The 18,312-nt window shown below is 69.4% G+C and carries 17 protein-coding genes; 1 reads left to right on the top strand and 16 read right to left on the bottom strand.

The window, feature by feature from the left end:
- Positions 1-41 precede the first annotated feature (41 nt).
- Genes sufT through OZ403_RS05885 form a run of 7 tightly spaced genes read right to left on the bottom strand, consistent with a single transcriptional unit; the run spans position 42 to position 6,347 of the window.
- Positions 42-584 (bottom strand): putative Fe-S cluster assembly protein SufT, encoded by a 543-nt coding sequence (sufT, locus tag OZ403_RS05915; RefSeq protein ID WP_140788083.1) that lies wholly within the window; start codon positions 582-584, stop codon positions 42-44.
- A 14-nt stretch (positions 585-598) separates the two neighbouring features.
- Positions 599-1,057: a Fe-S cluster assembly sulfur transfer protein SufU gene (gene sufU, locus OZ403_RS05910; RefSeq protein WP_011551277.1), complete on the bottom strand. Its 459-nt coding sequence runs from the start codon at positions 1,055-1,057 to the stop codon at positions 599-601.
- Positions 1,054-2,277, bottom strand: a complete 1,224-nt coding sequence (locus tag OZ403_RS05905) for a cysteine desulfurase (RefSeq protein ID WP_268783669.1) — start codon at positions 2,275-2,277, stop codon at positions 1,054-1,056. The genes sufU and OZ403_RS05905 overlap by 4 nt, the downstream gene beginning before the upstream one ends.
- Positions 2,274-3,614 carry a Fe-S cluster assembly protein SufD gene (sufD, locus tag OZ403_RS05900; RefSeq protein WP_268783668.1) on the bottom strand — a complete coding sequence of 447 codons (1,341 nt, stop codon included), beginning with the start codon at positions 3,612-3,614 and terminating at the stop codon, positions 2,274-2,276. Before sufD ends, OZ403_RS05905 begins: the two co-directional genes overlap by 4 nt.
- On the bottom strand, positions 3,611-4,393 hold the full coding sequence (gene sufC, locus OZ403_RS05895; protein WP_140788077.1) for a Fe-S cluster assembly ATPase SufC: 783 nt from the start codon (positions 4,391-4,393) through the stop codon (positions 3,611-3,613). The genes sufD and sufC overlap by 4 nt, the downstream gene beginning before the upstream one ends.
- A gap of 2 nt (positions 4,394-4,395) precedes the next feature.
- On the bottom strand, positions 4,396-5,832 hold the full coding sequence (sufB, locus tag OZ403_RS05890) for a Fe-S cluster assembly protein SufB (protein ID WP_020478258.1): 1,437 nt from the start codon (positions 5,830-5,832) through the stop codon (positions 4,396-4,398).
- Entirely contained in the window at positions 5,829-6,347 is a 519-nt protein-coding gene (locus tag OZ403_RS05885; RefSeq protein ID WP_090484892.1) for an SUF system Fe-S cluster assembly regulator, read from the bottom strand. The genes sufB and OZ403_RS05885 overlap by 4 nt, the downstream gene beginning before the upstream one ends.
- Positions 6,348-6,531: 184 nt before the next feature.
- On the opposite strand from OZ403_RS05885, the gene OZ403_RS05880 reads away from it, so the two are divergent.
- Positions 6,532-7,716: an ABC transporter substrate-binding protein gene (locus tag OZ403_RS05880; RefSeq protein ID WP_140788073.1), complete on the top strand. Its 1,185-nt coding sequence runs from the start codon at positions 6,532-6,534 to the stop codon at positions 7,714-7,716.
- Between the two features lie 25 nt (positions 7,717-7,741).
- Here OZ403_RS05880 and OZ403_RS05875 read toward each other — a convergent pair whose 3' ends face one another.
- The 9 genes from OZ403_RS05875 to OZ403_RS05835 all read right to left on the bottom strand — a co-directional run bounded on the left by OZ403_RS05875 (position 7,742) and on the right by OZ403_RS05835 (position 18,274).
- Positions 7,742-7,921, bottom strand: coding sequence for a hypothetical protein (locus OZ403_RS05875; protein WP_011551270.1), 180 nt, complete (start codon positions 7,919-7,921; stop codon positions 7,742-7,744).
- A complete protein-coding gene (locus tag OZ403_RS05870) occupies positions 7,918-8,781 on the bottom strand; it encodes a hypothetical protein (protein ID WP_237081754.1) in 864 nt (287 codons plus the stop codon). Before OZ403_RS05870 ends, OZ403_RS05875 begins: the two co-directional genes overlap by 4 nt.
- On the bottom strand, positions 8,775-9,836 hold the full coding sequence (locus OZ403_RS05865; RefSeq protein WP_237078072.1) for a hypothetical protein: 1,062 nt from the start codon (positions 9,834-9,836) through the stop codon (positions 8,775-8,777). The genes OZ403_RS05870 and OZ403_RS05865 overlap by 7 nt, the downstream gene beginning before the upstream one ends.
- Before the next feature lie 47 nt (positions 9,837-9,883).
- Complete coding sequence (locus OZ403_RS05860; RefSeq protein WP_268783667.1) at positions 9,884-11,461, bottom strand: TadE/TadG family type IV pilus assembly protein; 1,578 nt, start codon at positions 11,459-11,461, stop codon at positions 9,884-9,886.
- Complete coding sequence (locus OZ403_RS05855; protein ID WP_140797420.1) at positions 11,437-12,204, bottom strand: TadE/TadG family type IV pilus assembly protein; 768 nt, start codon at positions 12,202-12,204, stop codon at positions 11,437-11,439. The genes OZ403_RS05860 and OZ403_RS05855 overlap by 25 nt, the downstream gene beginning before the upstream one ends.
- 176 nt (positions 12,205-12,380) lie before the next feature.
- Positions 12,381-13,916: a DUF4388 domain-containing protein gene (locus tag OZ403_RS05850; RefSeq protein WP_268783666.1), complete on the bottom strand. Its 1,536-nt coding sequence runs from the start codon at positions 13,914-13,916 to the stop codon at positions 12,381-12,383.
- A 16-nt stretch (positions 13,917-13,932) separates the two neighbouring features.
- Positions 13,933-14,763, bottom strand: coding sequence for a tetratricopeptide repeat protein (locus OZ403_RS05845; protein ID WP_140788063.1), 831 nt, complete (start codon positions 14,761-14,763; stop codon positions 13,933-13,935).
- 33 nt (positions 14,764-14,796) lie between these two features.
- A complete protein-coding gene (gene hemW / locus OZ403_RS05840; protein WP_268783665.1) occupies positions 14,797-16,002 on the bottom strand; it encodes a radical SAM family heme chaperone HemW in 1,206 nt (401 codons plus the stop codon).
- Positions 16,003-16,015: 13 nt separating this feature from the next.
- Entirely contained in the window at positions 16,016-18,274 is a 2,259-nt protein-coding gene (locus tag OZ403_RS05835; protein WP_268783664.1) for a plectin 1 isoform 8, read from the bottom strand.
- Positions 18,275-18,312 lie beyond the last annotated feature (38 nt).

Here is an 18,312-nt window from a genome sequence, read left to right as displayed (position 1 = left end):
GCCCTTGGCGAAGCTGTTCGCCCAGGGCCTTCGTCCCGCTGCTACATCCAACCGAGCTGGAGCCGCGCCACGTCCGACATGCGGTCCTGCCCCCAGGGCGGATCCCAGACGAGCTCCACGCGCGTCTCCACCACCCCAGGCACCGAGCCCACCTTGGTGCGCACGTCCTCCACCAGCACCGGCCCCATGCCGCAACCGGGCGCGGTGAGCGTCATCTGGATGTCCACCCGCTGCCCGCCTTCCGGCAGCGGCTCCGCCTTGCACGCGTACACCAGGCCCAGCTCGACGATGTTCACCGGAATCTCCGGGTCGTACACCGTGCGTAGCTGCTCCCAGACCTGCTCCTCGTTGAACTCGCTGGGGTCGCCGGCGGCCTTCTCCTTGGGAGCGTACTCCTCGCCCAATACGCCGCCGTCCTTCTCGTCGATGCGGAAGAGCTGACCGTAGGGGTCCTGCACCGTGATGTTGCCGCCGAGCGTCTGCATCACCCGCAGCTCGGAGCCTCCGGGCAGCACCACCCGGTCTCCGCTGGGGATGATTGTCGCGGACACGTCGCGCTCCAGCACCGCCATCATTCCTCGCATGTGGCCCTCCACCCCTACTCCGTGGACACGGCCTCGCCGCGTCCCTCCAATGCCGCGCGCAGCGTGTGCCAGGCCAGGCTGGCGCACTTCACCCGCGCGGGAAACTCACTGACGCCGGACAGCACCGCCAGCTTGCCCAGCGCGTCCACGTCCACCGACTCCGGACCTTCCGTCACCAGCTTGTGGACGCGCTCGAAGAGGTCCTCCGCCTCCGCGCGCGTCCGGTCCTTCACCGCCCCCGTCATCAACGACGCGGACGCCTTGGAGATGGCGCAGCCCTGGCCCTGGAAGGCCACGTCCTTGATGACGCCGCCCTCCACCTTCAGCGTCACCACCAGCTGGTCGCCGCACAGCGGGTTGTGGCCCGCCGCCTCCGCGGTGGCGCCCTCCACCACGCGGTAGTTGCGCGGCCGCTTGGAGTGCTCCAGCACGACCTCTTGATAGAGGTCCTTCAAGTCATCCGACGCACTCACTGGAACACCTCCAGGACCTTGTGCAGGCCACGGACGAGCGCGTCCACGTCCTCGCGCGTGTTGTAGAGCGCCAGCGACGCCCGGGACGTGGCCGGCACCTTGAAGTGCTGCATCACCGGCTGCGCGCAGTGGTGGCCCGTGCGGATGCAGATGCCCTCGCGGTCCAGGATGGTTCCCACGTCGTGCGGGTGGACATCCGCCAGCATGAAGGACAACACGCCGGACTTCTCGCGCGCCGTGCCCACCATGCGCAGCCCCGGCACCGACTCCAGCGCCTGCGTGGCGTAGGCCAGCAGCTCCCGGTCGTGCGCGGCGACGTTCTCCATCCCCAGCGCCTCCAGGTAGCGGATGGCCGCCGCCAACCCCACCGCGCCCTCCAGGTTGGGCGTGCCTGCCTCGAAGCGGTACGGCACCCGGTTGTACGTCACCTTCTCCATCGTCACGGAGAGGATCATGTCGCCGCCGCCCTGGTAGGGCGGCATCGCCTCCAGAAGCTCCTTGCGGCCGTACAGCACGCCGATGCCGGTGGGGCCGAACATCTTGTGCCCGCTGAAGGCGTAGAAGTCGCAGCCCAGGTCCTGCACGTCCACGGGGAAGTGCGTCACCGCCTGTGCGCCGTCCACCAGCACGGGGATGCCCTTCGCATGGGCCCGCCGCGTAAGTTCCTTCACCGGCGCCACGGTGCCCAGCGCGTTGGACACGTGCGTCACCGCGAGGATGCGCGTGCGCTCCGTCAGCAGCGCGTCCACGGCGTCCAGCACCAGCTCGCCCCGGTCATCCACGGGGATGACCTTGAGCACGGCGCCCGTCTGCTCGCACAGCATCCGCCAGGGGACGATGTTGGCGTGGTGCTCCATCTGGGTGATGAGCACCTCGTCTCCGGCACCGATGTGCTTGCGCCCGTACGTCTGCGCCACCAGGTTGATGGCCTCGGTGGTGCCACGCACGAAGACGACTTCCTTCACGTCCCGGGCGTTGATGAAGCGGCGCACCGTCTCACGCGCGCCCTCGTAGGCTTCCGTGGCGCGCTCGGACAACACGTGGACGCCGCGGTGCACGTTGGCGTTGTCGTGCTGGTAGAAGCGCACCAGCGCGTCGATGACGGCCTGCGGCTTCTGCGCCGTGGCGGCGCTGTCCAGGTACACCAGCGGCCGGCCCCGCACCTCCTGGTGGAGAATGGGGAAGTCCTCGCGGACCTGCTTCACGTCGAAGCCGCTCATGCCGTCACCTCGCGCTGCGCCGCGCCCGGCAGCTTCAAGGCCAGGAGCGCTTCGATGTTCGCGCGCACGGGGCCGGCGGGAACCGCCTCCACCACCTCGCGAGCGAAGGCGTAGGTGAGCAGCCGCTCCGCCTCTGCCTGGGGCACGCCGCGCGAGCGTAGGTAGAACAGCGCCTGCGCGTCCAGCCGCCCCACCGCCGCGCCGTGCGCGCACTTCACGTCATCCGCGAAGATTTCCAACTGAGGCCGCGCGTCCGCCTGCGCCGACTCCGACAGCAGCAGGTTGCGGTTCTGCTGCCGCGAGTCCGTGCGCTGCGCGTCCTGCCGCACGCGGATGAGCCCGTGGAAGGTGCCGCGTGAGTGGCCATCCAGCACGCCCTTGTACAGCTCGCGGCTGGTGCACCGGGGCACCGCGTGGTCCAGCGCCGTGCGGTTGTCCAGGTGCTGCGCGCCCTGCCCCACGTACAGGCCATTCAACGTCGCGTCGCCACCCTCGCCCGCGAAGGCCGCGTGGACCTCGTTGCGCGCCATGGCCCCACCAAAGGCGAAGGCATGCGAGGCGAAGCGGCTGTCCCGCCCCTGCCGTGCATGGAGCGCGCCCACGTGCAGCGCCGCGTCCGCCTCCACCTGGAGCTTGTAGTGGTGGAGGCTGGCGTTGTCGCCCAGCGTCACCTCCGTCACCGCGTTGGTGAACGTCGCCGCCGAGCCCGCGGGGCCCGCGCTGGCATACGTCTCCACCAGCGTCGCTTCGCTGCTCTCCCCCGCCACCACGAGGATGCGCGGGCTGGACAGCACCGGCGCGTCGCCGCGCGTGAGGAACACCAACTGCACGGGCACCTCGCTCAGCGCGCCCGGCGCCAACCGCAACAGCGCGCCCTCTGCCAGCAGCGCCGCGTTGAGCGCGGTGAAGGCGTGCTCGTTCGCCAGGGCCCGCTGTCCCAGCAAGGACTCCAGCAGCTCGCCGTCCTCGCGCACCGCGTCCCGCAGCGGCTTCAGCGTCAGTCCGCGCGGCAGGCCCGCCACGGACGACAACTCCGGCGCCAGCCGCCCGTCCACGAACACCAACCGGGGCCCCGGCAGGCCCAGCCGCTCCACCACCGCCGACAGGTGCGCGGTGTCCCGGGACACACCCGCCCGTGGAATGAACGTTCCTTCCGCGATGGACCCCAGCCGGGAGTACTTCCACGCCTCGTCACGCGTCGTGGGCAGGCCCTGCCGCTCGAAGTGGACCAGGGCATCGGAGCGCAGGCGCTTGAGCCACTGTGGCGCGGACGCCTGTTCGGGCGCCGCCTGGAAGCGCGTGGCCACGTCCAGGTAGTGCGCCAGGGCGGCCGTCATCGCCGTGCCTCCGCCGCCGGCGCCTTGGCTCCGTCCAGCCCCAGCCAGCCGTAGCCCTTCTCCTCCAGCTCCAGCGCGAGCTCGCGGCCACCGGAGCGGACGATGCGGCCGCCCGCGATGACGTGCACCTTGTCCGGGACGATGTAGTCGAGCAGCCGCTGGTAGTGCGTAATCAGCACCATTCCGCGCTCGGGCGAGCGCAGCGCGTTCACGCCGCCCGCCACCGTGCGCAGCGCGTCGATGTCCAGGCCGGAGTCCGTCTCGTCGAGGATGGCCAGCCGAGGCTCCAGCACCGCCATCTGGAAAATCTCGTTGCGCTTCTTCTCGCCGCCGGAGAAGCCCTCGTTCACCGAGCGGTTCATGAAGGCCGCGTCGAGCTGCACCAGCTTCGACTTCTCCTTGGCCAACTGGAGGAAGTCCATGGCGTCCAGCTCCTCCAGCCCCTTCGAGCGGCGCTGCGCGTTGAGCGCGGTGCGCAGGAAGTGGATGTTGCCCACGCCCGGAATCTCCACCGGGTATTGGAAGGCGAGGAACACGCCCGCGGCGGCGCGGGCCTCGGGCGACAGCTCCAGCAGCGGCTTGCCGTCGAAGAGCACCTCGCCCTGCGTCACCTCGTAGCCGTCACGGCCCGCCAGCACACTGGCCAGCGTGCTCTTCCCAGAGCCGTTGGGGCCCATGATGGCGTGGACCTCGCCGGGCGCGACCTCCAGGTCGATGCCCTTGAGGATGTCCTTGCCCGCCACACGGGCGTGCAGGTTGCGAACAGTCAAAAGCGCCATGCCTACCCCACGCTCCCTTCCAGGCTCACTCCGAGCAGCTTCTGCGCTTCCACCGCGAACTCCATCGGGAGCTCCTTGAACACCTGGCGGCAGAAGCCGTTGACGATCATCGACACCGCGTCCTCCTGCGAGATGCCCCGCTGCCGGCAGTAGAAGAGCTGGTCCTCGCCAATCTTCGACGTGGACGCCTCGTGCTCCACCTGCGCCGACGCGTTCTTCACCTCGATGTACGGCACCGTGTGGGCGCCGCACTTGTCACCGAGCAGCAGCGAATCGCACTGCGTGTAGTTGCGCGCGTTCTCCGCGCTCTTGAGCACCTTCACCAGCCCGCGGTACGTGTTCTGCCCGCGGCCAGCGGAGATTCCCTTGGACACGATGGTGCTGCGGGAGTTCTTCCCGATGTGCACCATCTTCGTGCCCGTGTCCGCCTGCTGCATGTGGTTGGTGAGCGCCACCGAGTAGAACTCGCCCACCGAGTCATCCCCCTTGAGGATGACGCTCGGGTACTTCCACGTAATCGCCGAGCCCGTCTCCACCTGCGTCCACGAAATCTTCGCCGCCCGGTGCGCGATGCCGCGCTTGGTGACGAAGTTGTAGATGCCGCCGCGCCCCTCCGCGTCGCCCGGGTACCAGTTCTGCACCGTGGAGTACTTGATGGTGGCGTTGTCGAGCGCCACCAGTTCCACCACCGCGGCGTGGAGCTGGTTGGTGTCGCGCATGGGGGCCGTGCAGCCCTCCAGGTAGCTCACGTGGGAGCCCTCCTCCGCGACGATGAGCGTGCGCTCGAACTGGCCCGTGTCCGCCGCGTTGATGCGGAAGTACGTGGATAGCTCCATGGGGCAGCGCACGCCCTTGGGGATGTAGACGAACGAGCCGTCGCTGAAGACCGCCGAGTTGAGCGCGGCGAAGTAGTTGTCCGAGTACGGCACGACGGTGCCCAGGTACTTCTTCACCAGCTCCGGGTGCTCGCGCACGGCTTCGGAGAACGAGCAGAAGATGACGCCCGCCTTGGCCAGCTTGTCCTTGAACGTGGTGGCCACCGACACCGAGTCGAATACGGCGTCCACCGCCACGTTCTGCAGCAGCTTCTGCTCATGCAGCGGAATGCCGAGCTTCTCGTAGGTGCGCAGAATCTCCGGGTCCACCTCGTCCAGGCTGGCCTTCACCGGCTTCTGCTTCGGCGCCGAGTAATAGCGGATGGCCTGATAGTCGATGGGCGCGTAGGTGACGGCCTGCCACGTGGGCTCCTTCATCGTCTTCCAGTGGCGGAAGGCCTTGAGGCGCCAGTCGAGGAGGAACTCCGGCTCACCCTTCTTCGCGGAGATCTGGCGGATGACGTCCTCGTCCAGCCCGGGAGGAAACGTGTCCGATTCCACCTGGGTGACGAAGCCCGCCGCATACGGGCGGCGCGTCAGTTCCTGGAGGGTTTCGGTGCTCATGAGCGAACTCCTGTCGCGGAAGCAGAAGGGGGGTGGCCAGCGGCCGGGGAAGGCGCCGGGCGAGAGGGTGTCCCCAGGCCCACGAGGCGCTCTGGCACGCGGGGCGCGGGGGCGATGAGGTCCGCCAGCGTCAGCCGCCCCAGGGCCTCCTGGATGGCGTCGTTGATGAGGCGCCAGTGGCCCCGCACCTGACAGACGGACTCCAGCTCACAGGGCGCACCCCCGGAGGTGTGGACGCCACACTCCGTGAGGGCGACCGGCCCCTCGAGCGCGGCGACCAGTTCGGCCAGCGGCAGCTCATGGGCCGGGCGTGCCAGCCCGTAGCCGCCGTTGGCGCCACGGTGCGACACCACGAGCGCCGCCTGGAGCAGGCTCTTGAGCACCTTGCTGGCCGAGGGAAGTGGCACGCGCGTGCGCGCCGCCAGCTCACGGGTGGTGCGCGTGTCACCCTCCGCGCGAGCCAACTCGGTCATCAGCACGATGCCGTAGTCGGTCATCTTGCTCATCCGGAGCATGGGTGCGGGTGTCTCCTCTCTGGGGTCCAGGCGCCGAAAAACCTCGGGCCCGGGGGACCTCATATGTAATCAGGACCGTTTCAGTCCACATTGCAATTTGAATCCCTCCCTGAAGCGCCGCTGGTTGGAGGGCGGGGGGGAGAGGGATAGGGTGACACCACCGTCCCCCGGAGGAACCTTGCCGATGCGCCGTCCCCTGATGCTGCTCGCGACCCTGGCCCTGGCAGTGGTGGCCTGCGAGAAGAAGAACGCGCCCGCCGCGCCCTCGCCGGAGGGGCAGGCGACCGGGGTACCGGCCGCTCCGGTGGACTCGAACACGATTCTGCTGGGAGAGGTCGGCAGCCTCACGGGGAGCGAGGCGACCTTCGGGGTGTCCGCGCGCAACGGCATCGAGTTGGCGCTGAACGAGGCCAACGAAGCGGGCGGCGTGAAGGGCAAGAAGCTCCAGGTGCGCGTCTACGACAGCCAGGGCCGGCCGGAGGAAGGCGCCCAGGCCGTGACGCGGCTCATCACCCAGGACAAGGTGGTGGCGATTCTGGGCGAGGCAGCCTCGTCGGTGTCCATGGCCATGGCGGAGAAGGCGCAGGCGGGCAAGGTGCCCATGGTGACGCCCACGTCCACCGCGCCGGAAGTGACGCAGAAGGGCGACTACATCTTCCGCGTCTGCTTCATCGACCCCTTCCAGGGGCTCGCCATGGCGAAGTTCGCGAGGGAGAACCTGAAGCTGTCCCGCGTGGCGGTGCTGCGCGACAACAAGAGCGCGTTCTCCATGGGCTTGGCGGACGTGTTCACCGCCAGGTTCAAGGAATTCGGTGGCGAGGTGCCGGGCGACGAGAGCTACTCCAAGGGCGACACGGACTTCCGCGCGCAGCTGACGTCCCTCAAGCGGCTGAAGCCGGACGCCGTCTTCGTCCCTGGCTACTACACGGACGTGGGCATCATCGCGCGGCAGGCGCGTGAAATCGGGCTCAAGGTGCCGCTGCTCGGCGGCGACGGCTGGGACTCCGACAAGCTGTACGAGCTGGGCGGCTCCGCGCTGGAGGGCAGCTACTTCGCCAACCACTACTCGCCGGACAACCCGGACCCGTTGCTCCAGAAGTTCCTGGCCCGCTACAAGGCCACCTACGGCAGCGTGCCGGACAGCGTGGCCGCGCTGGCGTACGACGCGGCGCGGGTGACTATCGACGCCATGAAGCGCGCGCCGGACCTGAGCGGCCCTTCGCTGCGCGACGCGATTGCCGCGACGAAGGAGTTCCCGGGCGTGACGGGCAAAATCACCCTGGACGCCAACCGCGACGCGGTGAAGGAGGCCGTGGTGCTCAAGGTCTCCGGCGGCAAGGCGGAGTTCGTCACCACGGTGACGCCGTAGCATTGGGCGCCCAGGCCCCCGTGCCTCAGATGGGGGCCTGGATGACGTAGTAGATGGAGTTGAAGTAGCGGTGCAGCGCGTTGAGCAACTGCACCAGGAAGGGCCACCCCATCGTGCTGAAGCCCAGCAGGGCCGCGGTGACGATGGCGTACTCCACCATGGACTGGCCACGGGCGGACCGCGACGGACGCAGGGACTTCCTCATGGGGCAACGCTCCGGCGTAGCAGCGTGAGCTGGACCTCGACTCCCGGGCCCGGCGAGAGGCCGCGCAGCACCGCGCGGCCGCTCACGGACTCCTTGAGCACTTCGAAGGCGATGCCGTTCGGCGCCACCGGCGCGAGCGTTCCCACCTGCCAGCCGCGCGCACGGAAGAGGTCACCGTAGCGCTGTGCCGCCGCATCCGGCGAGTCCGCCTGGAGCTGGCCCGTCACCACGTGGTGCGAGGCGCCCTCCAGATTGAAGTTCACGGTGCGCGTCTCCGCGAGTCCGCCGGGCACGGGAAGCCAGTCCGGCACCGCCGCCGCCCGCGCCAGCAGGGGTCCCACCTGACCGGAGGAGACGAACACCAGCGTCTCACCACCTTGCGCCAGTGTGGACACCAGCCGCACCTCTTCCGTGGCGGGGCTCCAGTAGCCCACGTAGCCGCCCTTCTCTCCGTGGCGTTGGTGCAGCACCGGCAGCCCCTTGGCGAGCAGCGCCTGTGTGTAGTGCTCGAGGACCTTCGCGGGCGCGTCCTGGGTGGAGAACCACGCCACCGCCATGGGCGCCCCGGGCCCCAGGTAGTCGGCGGCGAGCGGTTCGGGACGGGTGGCGTTGGGGTACGGCGGGAAGTGGACCAGTGCCCGCTGGAGGATGGCCTCCTCCGCGGGCGTGCGCACCCAGCCGCGGGAGGATGTCTCCACGCCGGTGCCCAGCTCCGGCGGGCTCCATTCCTGATGGCTGTCGCTGCCCCGGTAGACGGCGTGCTCCCAAGAGAAGCCGATGAGACCGCCCACCACCGCAACGGAGAAGAGCAGCGCGGGAATCCGGACGACGGGGCGCGAGGCGGCAACGGGCGTCAGCACGACTCCGACCTCGCGCAACCCAGGTACCAGTTGCCACGCGCCTCGTAGGTGCGCTGGTTGTTGTTGCTCCCCCAGTCCTGCCACTCGTTGCTGAAGTAGCCCTGGCGGCCTCCCTGCTGCTCGATTTCCTCCACGGCGCCGTCACCACTCTGGTCGGGCTTGATGGCGAGGCTGGGATTGCGAGGATCATCCCCAGGCGTCCTGTAGCTCTGGGATTCCAGCTTCAGGCTGTCATGGAGGAGCCCCGAGCTGATGGCCTGGTTCACCAACCGCTCGGACGCGCTCGACATGTCGGTGAAGCCGCTGTTGTCGTCGTTCTGGTAGAGCTGGGTGACGCGCTCGTGCATCCCTCGCCCACCCGCGGTGCCCGGCCGCACGTCCGCGTGCTCCGTGAGCGCCCAGGTGTCGGTGAGGATGGCAATCTGCTCCCAGGGGAGCAGGTAGACGTTGTCGCCTCGGGCATGACCCTCCGGGAGATTTTCGCCGGTTGCGTTTCTGTGGATGCCGTTGGCCCGCTCCTGCTTCTCCTTGGCCAGCTTCACCTCGGAGAATTCCGGCAGGAACGACTCCGGCAAGAGATAGTTCTGGACGCCCAGGCGCGCGGAACAACGGATGAGGCCACCCCGCCCGAAGGTGTCCATGAAGGACTGGTGGAGTGAGACCCCGTACGCGCCCACGGCCTGTGCATCCAGGGTGCAGTACACCTGCCGTGCGCCAGGATTGAGCCAGCACGCATGGGCGACAACGTCCGTGTGGTGGTCTTCTGAATCGGGAGTGGCGCTGCACTCCGGACCCTTTCCTGGGCCGTAGCTGTCGATACCCGACTCGTGGTCACAGTACATGTACCGCGAATAGGCCTGCGCCATCTCGAAGCCGGAGAAGGCCTCCATCGTCGTCCCCCCGTCCTCCGTCGCGACGCTCTCGGGCTCCTTCTCATAGTCCAGGACGGTGTAGTCCCAGGCCGTGGACAGGGAGGTCTCCTGCGAGTCCAACATGTGGCGCAGCAGGTCGAAGAGGAACAGCGAGTAGAGGAACACGGGGACGATGACGAGCATGCACACCGCCATCTCCACGGCCGCGGCACCTCGCCTGGATGCGCGCTTCACAGGGACACCCCCGGGACCCGCGCCAGCCGGGACGCGTCCGTGTTGCCTGCCGCTTCCAGGACCTCCGCGGCCTCGTCGGATGAGATGGGGTGCAGCTTCGCGCGCCAGTAGGGACTGAAGAGGTTGGGCGCCTCACGCCAGCCATTCGCGCCGAAGCGGTGGTAGTAGACGAGCGCCTTGGAGAGCGCCACGCCATCCTGCGCCGCGAGCGTCAGCGTCGCTGTCCCCTGCGCGCCATGGTCCAGCTGAATCTGGGCCGACGCGTTCAACTCCCAGGGCGCCCGGCTCGGGTCGCCGACCCGGAGTCGCCGCGTCAGGTAGCTGTACACACGCGGCTGCCCCCAATCCCTACCAGAGGAGGGGTTGGCTCGGAACTTCATGAAGCAATTGCCCGACCGGGCGCAGCCCGACAACGCGTTGGCGTTGACGCCCTCGAAGTTGTGCGAACCCGAGTGCGCGCCACCCGGGGTATGGCCACCGCCGTTGGCATCGCTCCAGACTTCCGCCTCGTAGTCGGTGGTCGACGTGAGCTGGTGCTCCCAGGTGTTCCGAATCGCCCCTTCCTCTCGCGCGGCAACCGTCGTCCCCTGATTACCGCCTTGCTTCCCGCCGTCGTTGACCTGGCCCTTGTCCTGAACCGACTTCGACGTTCCCTCGTGGGAGGTCACCTTGTACGGCTTCTTCTGTGCGATGTCCCGAAGGTCCCGGATGACGTCGTCATGCAGGTACGCGGGCTTCGCAACCCCGCGCGCTCCGGTCTTTCGTGCCGCCGGCCAGCCAGAACGGGTGGCGTTGGAGATTTCCGTCATGACCCTGGCGAGCGCTTCGGGTGAAGCGTTCTCCACGCTCCCCCGGCAGTTCATCCCATCCACCGCGCAGTTGAATTCATTCGCGTTGAGCCCCCCCACGGCTTGCGGCAGCGCACCGACGTCCGGCGCGGTGTAGTCCGCCAGGAGCGACAGGCCATGGCTGCGGCCATCCTGGATGGCCTGGAGCGTCTGGGAATGCGCCTCACGCTGAGAGGCATGCAGGTTGTCCACCATGACGTCGAGCCCCCGGATCGCGGCGTTGAAGCTGGACTCCAGGGCACGGACCTTCTGGTCGTACTCACGGCCCGCGTTGGCGAACTCGGCCGCGATCTTCGCCGCTTCAGTGGCGTGCACGCAGTGCTCGTAGCACCCCTTGCAACTGCACATGATTTTCTCGCGCCTTGCGAACTCCTTGAAGTTCGCCTCCGAGGCCCGCATCATCGAACCCGTCACGCTCGCAGCCACCATGTATGCGTGGATGCTGTTCATCGCGACGTAGGAAGCCGCGATGGCCCTGTTGCTGACTGCATAGTAATTGAGCGACCGCGCCTCCAGGACCGCCATGGAGTAGGCCAGCGCGTCGCTGTGCTGCTGCAAACCCATCTTCTGGCGCAGCGCATGTGCGAGGTTGAAGCTCAGCGTCACCATCAGCGCGAGCACCAGGAAGGACAGCGCTCCCAGGACAATGGACTGCCCCCGCTGCGCGCGTCTCCTGGCCGAGGCGCTCACGGCGCCTCGGCTTAGTAGGAGAATGGGAAGACGCATTCGTTGCTCCCTGGGAGGGCTGCCCGGTTGAGGAAGAAGTTGGACTGCATCCGCATGGTGTAGGTGGCGCGGATAGGGGTGATGTAGACCTTCTGCGCAGCCGCCTGCTCCAGGAGGGACTCCGTGCGGTCCGGCTTGTCGCCCTGCGTCTGTGGGTCGGTAGGCTTGCGGTACATTCGCAGTTCCTTCCGCAGCTCGCGGCCACGGGTGGATTGGTAGATGACCCAGTCCGCGAAGGGGATGAACATCCGGTAGTTGAACGTCACCTGGACGCGCAGCTTGGTGCGGTGGCTCTCCTTCCAGCCCGTGGGCGCGGTGTTCCGGGGGTCATCGAAGTCCAGCTCCGGCCCACCTCCGCCGACATCGCCCTGCGTGGGGCCGCAGACGGTGACCTGCGCGTGTTTCAGTGACGTGCCGGGAATCTGGTTGCCCGACACGTCACGCCACTTGGCCTGGAACTCCGCCGCGCTTCCCACCGGGGGGATGTAGGCCCCCCGCTGCCCGGGCACGCTCAGCATCGGCAACAGCACCGCGAGCGCGGCCTTCTCCATCTCGTCGACCTTGGCGCTGTTCAGCGACCCAGCCCGCACAGCCTTGTAGGCGGCGTACTTGGTCAGCAGCCGCGCCTGGTGCATCAGCCCCAGTTGGAGGATGCCCAGGATGAGGAAGACGAACAGGGGAAGGACAATGGCAGCTTCGACGGCCGCCTGGCCCGACTGATTCCTCTCACGAATGCTGCCCATGGCACCAAAGACTACCTAGCGCCCCCCGCAAAAAGGAAAACCCAGGCCCCTCCCGGACCGCAAATAATGACATCCACTGTCGGACGCCAGACAGACGCCACCCAGAGGGACTGGAAATGGCCCCAAACCCAACACCAGACAAACCCTGTCAGGCAGGCGGCCAGACATGGGCTCGCCTAGCGCCGCCGGACAATCTCCTGGATGAGTTCGACGTAGCGGCGGTTCTTCGGGTTCAGCTTGAACGCCCTGCGGAACGCGTCTTCGGCCTGCCCCCACTGGCCTTCGCCCTGGGCCACTTCACCCAGGAAGGCCCAGCCCTCCTCCAGCGTGGGCTCCTGGCGCAGCACCTCCTGCAACTCCTGCTGCGCCAGCCGTCCGTGCGCCTCCGGCTTCATCAGATAGCGCGCGTAGGCCCGGTAGGCCTGGTACAGCGGCTTCGGGTCGATGTCGCAAGCGTACTCGAAGTACTCGAAGGCCCCCGCGTGGTTCCGCGCGGCCAGCCGGCGCTTCGCCTCGTCGAACTGCGTGGTCGCGTCCAGCAAGTCCGTGCGGATGCGGAACTGCTCGGCCGTGGTGGGCCGCGTGCCCCGGTCCTTCTCCCGATGCGCCGCGCGCCGCTTGCGCCACAGCAGGTTCTGCTCCGCGTCCGACAGCGCGCCAAACGCCTTCGCATGGGCCGCCAGCAGCACCTCCGCCTTCTCGCGGAGCTCCGGCGTATGGAAGCGCAGAGGCGCGTAGCGATCCGCCAGGGCCAGGAAGGCCTTACGCAGCGGCACCGGCTGCACGTCCTCGGGCACGTCCAACAGCGCGAAGGGGTCCTTGCTCCGGTGCGACATGAAGGCGCTCACCAATGCATTGCGCGCCGCCTCGTCCTCGTCGGAGAACGGCGTCCCCTGCGGAGCTGGCGCCGCCACCGGAGGCGCCACCGGTTCGGGCGCGGCGGGCGCCTTCCCCTTCCCCGCGCTCAGCCGGGCCGCCTTCGCGTCCACGTCCTCCACGAAGCCCGCGACCTCCAGCAGGCACAGCGCGTACAACCGCCGGAGCACCACCTCCGTGTCGAAGCCGGTGCGCTCCATCAGCTCACCGAAGGTGGGGCGCAACCGGAGCGCCTGGAACAGCCGCGCGTCCTTCGATGACAGCTTCAGCCCCGCCTCCGTGCCCGGCATCTGCCCGAAGCGGCGCTCGTCCGTGAAGGTGAAGTGCGTGGCCACCGCGTCGAAAGGCATCACATTGGCCACGCCCGTGAGGATGAGCTGGCCCGTGTTCGTCCGCACGCTGGCGTCCGGAGGCTCCACGTCGGCGATGAGCCGGTACTTCGCGTCCACCCAGCGGAAGCAGTCCAGCAGCTTGTGCGCCAGGTTCGCCTGCAATTGCTTGTACAAATCGAAGGGACTGATGAGGCCCTTCTGCACCAGCAGGCCGCTGAGCGGCACCTCCGCGGAGATGCTCTCCGCCAGCGCCTTCTGGTAGTCCGTCTCCGACAGCTTGCCCTTCTCCACCAAGTACTTGCCCAGCGTCTCGTGGAGGAGGTTGGACTGGCATGCCACCGGCGCGCCGTCCTCGAAGACGATGCGCTTCTCCCGCTGCCGCACCTTCAATTCCAACGTGCAGGTGCGCTCCTCCCCCATCAGCGCGTGAAGCAGCAGGGGGAACGGCGTATCGGCCAGTACTCCCTCCCGCTGGCGGAGGACCTGCGACGGCGTGGGGAACATGGGCGAGAGCCTAGCGCTACTCGCCCTGGTACTCCTCCATCCCCAACGCACTGGGTGGCTCGCCATACGCGCCGGAGTCGTAGCGGCCGCCGTAGCCTCGCTCCGGGGTCATTCCGAACCGGGGCAGCATGGACGCCAGCAGGCCCAGCACCAGGGCCACGGCCGCCGCGTACATCAACGGCCGGCTGGGCCGCGCGCGCCAGGCCCACTTGCGCTCCCGGCGCCGCTGGAACCGGGGCGCCACCACGTATTCGGACCAGGCCAGGTCGCGCATCCGCTTCGCGTCGTCGCCGCGGCCCGCCCGGCTCAGGGCCTTGGCCAGCAGATAGCGGCCTTCCACCGTGCCGTGTCGCACCTTGCAATAGCGCTCCAGCGCCTCCACCGCGCCCGGCACGTCGCCGCGCTTCAGCCGGAAGCGGCCGCGCTCCAGGTCGATGGCGCCCAGCTTGTGGTCCGCGTCCAGCTTCGCCGCCTCGTCCAGCAGCAGCTCGCCGCGCTGGGAATCACCGGCGCCCAGGTAGGCCACGCCCAGCAGGTACAGCGTGTCCACGTCCTCGTCGCCCGCCTCCAGGTTGGGCTTGAGGATGTCCACCGCCTCGGCGTAGCGGCGCTGCTCCACGCGGATGTCCGCCAGTTCGTGCCGCGCGCGCCGCTCATGCGGGTTGGTGAGGATGGTGCCCGCCAGTTGTCCCGCGCGCTGGAAGCGCTTGAGCAGCCGCACCGGGCTGGGCAGCACCTGCCACGTGAAGCGGTCCGCCACGAAGATGATGACGATGATGAGGCCCAGCGACAGCAGCGGACTGCCCGTCAGCAGGGTGAGGAACATCCACAGTATCCACTTGCTCATACGCCTCTCGAAATCCGTTCCAGTGGACGCCGCCTAGAGCAGCCGCGCACACACGGCGCTGTGGACGTCCGCGCCCTTCTCCGTCAATGCCAGCCGCCCGTCCCGCAGTGTCGCGAAGCCATGCGCCACCAGCCGCGCGACTTCCACCCGCCGGGGCTCCACCAGCTGCCCATATCGCTCGCAGACGGCCTCCCAGTCCACGCCCGACACCAGCCTCAGGCCCATGGCCAGGCGCTCCGCGAAGAGCTCCTCCGGGCCCAGCGGCTCGCGGCCTTCCTCTGGCAGCCGTCCCGCCTCCGCCTCCACGAGGTAGCGCTCCGCGCTGCGCAGGTTCACGTACCGGTGCGGCTGCGGCGACAGCAACATGCCCGTGGCCCCCACGCCCAGCGCCAGGTACTCCCCGCCCGTCCAGTACAGCGCGTTGTGGCGCGAGCTGAACCCTGGCCGCGCGTGGTTGGACACCTCGTAGCGGTGCAGGCCCGCCGCCCCGTACACCTCGCGCACCACCCGCGCCATATCGACCACGGTGTCGTCGGGCGGCAGCTCCAGCTCGCCGCGCTTGAGCCGCTTCGACAGGGGCGTGTCCTCCGCCAGCACGTCGCGCTCCACCGTCAGCGCGTAGGTGGACAGGTGCTCGGGAGCAAGCGCCACCGCCCGGCGCGCATCCGCCTCTACCTGCGCCACCGTCTGCCCGTGCACGCCATAGATGAAGTCCATGGCCACCACCGGGAAGCCCGCGCTCCGGGCCGCGTCCACGGCCCCTTCCACCATGGCCGCGTCATGCGCGCGCCCCAGCGCCTTGAGCGTCTCCGGCTGGAAGGACTGCACGCCCAGCGACAGCCGGTTCACCCCCGCCGCGCGGTAGCCCGCGAAGCGCTCCGCGTCCGCGCGCTCCGGATTGCCCTCCAGCGACACCTCCACGCCAGGCGCCACCCGCAGCCTCGCGGCGATGCCGTCCAGCACCTGGGCCACGTAGCGCGGGTGCCACAGGGACGGCGTCCCACCGCCCAGGAAGATGGAGTCGAGCACCTTCCCCGCGAGCGAGGGCTCGGCGGCCAGCCGGGTGTCCAGCTCCGCCAGCACCGCGCGGGCGTAGCGCTCCTCCGGCACCTGCCGCGCCACCGCCACCGCGAAGTCGCAGTACGGGCACTTCGCGAGGCAGTACGGGAAATGCAGGTACAGCCCGAAGCGGGCCGCCGGCATTCCCGTGAGGGCATCCACTGGCGCGTCGAAAGGCATGAAGGAAAAACCTCTACCTCTTGCCCTTCAATTGCGCCTCCAGCCGGGCAATCTTCGCCTTGTAGCCCGCCGCGTTCTCGAGCGCTGTCTCGGCCGCCACCAGCTTGCGCTTGAGGTTGGCCGCGTCCGCCTTGAGCTGCTCGCGCTCCGCCTCCCAGTCCGCTGGCGCACCCGCGCTCTGGGAGGGAGTCACCGGATGCTCCGCCAGCTTCGCCTCGAGCGCCTGCCGTGCCTCCTGCTCCGCTTGCAGCGAGGCTTCCATGCCGGCCCGCTTCTGCTCCTCGGCCTTCAGCGACGCCTCCGCGCGAGCCAGCTTCGCCTCGGCCGCGGCGCGCGCCGCGTCCGACTTGCCGGCCGACGCGGCCTGGGCCTTCGCGCCTTCCAAGGCCCCCTCCATCATCTTCAACCGGCCCTGGAGACGCTCCACCTTGTCCGCCTCGGCGCGCGCGGCCTCCAGTTCCTCGGTGAGCGAGACCACCTGCGCCTCGGCGCCGCCCTGCCCCACCGCCAGCGATTCCACCTGGGCCTCGGCCTGGGCCGCCTTCACCTCCGCATCGGTGCGCTCGGCCTCCGCCGCCTCGCGGCGCGCACGCTCCAGCGCCAGCGCCTCGTGGGCCTTCGCCACCTCCGCTTGCAGCCGAACCAACTCCGCCTCGCGCTGGCCGGACGCCGCCTCCAACATGGACACCCGGGCGGCCAGGCCGACGCGCTCGGCGTCCTTGGTGGCCGCCTTCAGCTCCATCGCGGCGAGCTGCTCCTTCCACGACGCATGGTCCGCGTGCGCGGCCTCCACCGCCGCCGTCAGCTCCGATACCTTGGTCTCGGCCTGCTGCACCGCCTCGCCCAGCGCCGCCGCGTCCGCTTCCATGCGGTCGCGCAGCGACACCTGCTCCACCTCGGCGGCTTCCAGCGCCTCCTTCAGCGCAGCGGCCTCCCCCTCCGCCAGCTGCGCCCGCTCACTCGCCTGCGCCAGCCCCTCTTCCAGGGCCAGTGAGCGCTCCTCGGCCTTGGCCGCCTCCGCCTCCAGCTTCGCCTTGAGCTGGGTCAGCTCCGCGGTGCGCGCCTCCAGCGCCTGACGCAGCGCGGGCAGCTCCGCGGCCTCCGTGGTGCGCGCGGTGAGCGCCGCGCGCAAGCCCACGATTTCGGCGTCCTTCAACGCCAGCGAGCGCTCCAGCTCCGCCACCTGCTCCTGCAGGGTGCGCAGCCCATCCTCCACCACCGCCAGTTGCTTGCGCGCCTCGTCGCGCTCGGCCTCCAGCGTGCCCGCGCGGCCCTGGGCCTCCTCCAGCGAGCTCTTCGACCAGTCGCTCTCGCTCTCCAGCGCGCTCAGCCCGGACTGGGCCTCCGCCAGCGCGGCCTCCAACTGCGCGGCGCGCAGGCTCAGCGAGTCCTTCTCCGCCGACGCGGCCTCCAGGTCGGTGGTCAGCCGCTCCACGTCGGCGATGGCCTGCTGGTACTGCTCCTGGACGGCCTCCAGGGCGCCCTGGGCTTCGGACTTCTCCGCGGCCAGCTCCGCCACGCGGTCCTGGGCCAGCGACAGCGCCTCCTTCGCGCCAATCAGCTCCTCGGCCACCGCGCCGCGGGCCTCGCGCTCCTCCTGGAGCTCCGCCGTCAGGCGCGGCACGTCGGATTCGACCTCCGCCAGCGCGCGCGACAGGTCCTTGCGGTCCGCCTCCACCGCGGTGAGCTCTTCCTGGAGGCTGGCGAGCCGCGACTGGGACTCCGCCGCCGCCCGGGCCAGCTCCTCCTGGAAGGCGGAGACACTGGCCTTCGACTCCGCCAGCTCCTTGCGCGCCAGCGTCAGCGACTGCTTCACGCCGTTGAGCTCGCCGTCGCGCTCCGCGTACAGCGTGCGGGCCCGCGCCAGCGTCTCCGTCTTCTGGCGGACCACGGCCCGGAAATACTCCAGCTTGTCCTCGGGCGAGCCGCCCATGGGCATCCGGATTTCGGGCGGCTCACCGAATGGATCATTCCCCGGGGCCCGCGCGGCGCGGACGGCGGGGGCAGCAACAGCGGCAGCCGGGGACGCGGGCGCCTTCGGGGACGCGGGCACTCCCGTGCCCTTGGGCACGGCGGCCAGGGGGGCGGCCGGGCGGCGCGGCGGCAACGGAGGCGGAGCGGCGGGCGGTGGAGCCGAGGGCGGTGGCTTCGGCAAGGGCCTGGAGGCCACGGGGGCGGGGGCGGCGGGGGCCACCGAGGCACCGGTGTCTTCCAGGTCCAGGCTTTCGCGCAGGTCCGCGAGCGGATCCACCTCTTCCGGAGGTGACGGCATGGGCGGGCGCAGGTTACCCCCCGGACGGGCTCACCACC

It is taken from the genome of Myxococcus sp. NMCA1, from assembly GCF_026810205.1.
Taxonomy (GTDB): Bacteria; Myxococcota; Myxococcia; order Myxococcales; family Myxococcaceae; genus Myxococcus; species Myxococcus xanthus_A.
This window is presented reverse-complemented; position numbering and strand designations above follow the sequence as displayed.

What these genes read in the sequence shown, in the direction of transcription:
- sufT (WP_140788083.1), bottom strand. Translation starts at nt 584, where the DNA reads ATGCGAGGAATGATGGCGGTGCTGGAGCGCGACGTGTCCGCGACAATC.
- OZ403_RS05905 (WP_268783669.1), bottom strand. Translation starts at nt 2,277, where the DNA reads ATGAGCGGCTTCGACGTGAAGCAGGTCCGCGAGGACTTCCCCATTCTC.
- sufD (WP_268783668.1), bottom strand. Translation starts at nt 3,614, where the DNA reads ATGACGGCCGCCCTGGCGCACTACCTGGACGTGGCCACGCGCTTCCAG.
- sufC (WP_140788077.1), bottom strand. Translation starts at nt 4,393, where the DNA reads ATGGCGCTTTTGACTGTTCGCAACCTGCACGCCCGTGTGGCGGGCAAG.
- sufB (WP_020478258.1), bottom strand. Translation starts at nt 5,832, where the DNA reads ATGAGCACCGAAACCCTCCAGGAACTGACGCGCCGCCCGTATGCGGCG.
- OZ403_RS05885 (WP_090484892.1), bottom strand. Translation starts at nt 6,347, where the DNA reads ATGCTCCGGATGAGCAAGATGACCGACTACGGCATCGTGCTGATGACC.
- OZ403_RS05880 (WP_140788073.1), top strand. Translation starts at nt 6,532, where the DNA reads ATGCGCCGTCCCCTGATGCTGCTCGCGACCCTGGCCCTGGCAGTGGTG.
- OZ403_RS05875 (WP_011551270.1), bottom strand. Translation starts at nt 7,921, where the DNA reads ATGAGGAAGTCCCTGCGTCCGTCGCGGTCCGCCCGTGGCCAGTCCATG.
- OZ403_RS05865 (WP_237078072.1), bottom strand. Translation starts at nt 9,836, where the DNA reads ATGCTCGTCATCGTCCCCGTGTTCCTCTACTCGCTGTTCCTCTTCGAC.
- OZ403_RS05860 (WP_268783667.1), bottom strand. Translation starts at nt 11,461, where the DNA reads ATGCGTCTTCCCATTCTCCTACTAAGCCGAGGCGCCGTGAGCGCCTCG.
- OZ403_RS05855 (WP_140797420.1), bottom strand. Translation starts at nt 12,204, where the DNA reads ATGGGCAGCATTCGTGAGAGGAATCAGTCGGGCCAGGCGGCCGTCGAA.
- OZ403_RS05850 (WP_268783666.1), bottom strand. Translation starts at nt 13,916, where the DNA reads ATGTTCCCCACGCCGTCGCAGGTCCTCCGCCAGCGGGAGGGAGTACTG.
- OZ403_RS05845 (WP_140788063.1), bottom strand. Translation starts at nt 14,763, where the DNA reads ATGAGCAAGTGGATACTGTGGATGTTCCTCACCCTGCTGACGGGCAGT.
- hemW (WP_268783665.1), bottom strand. Translation starts at nt 16,002, where the DNA reads ATGCCTTTCGACGCGCCAGTGGATGCCCTCACGGGAATGCCGGCGGCC.
- OZ403_RS05835 (WP_268783664.1), bottom strand. Translation starts at nt 18,274, where the DNA reads ATGCCGTCACCTCCGGAAGAGGTGGATCCGCTCGCGGACCTGCGCGAA.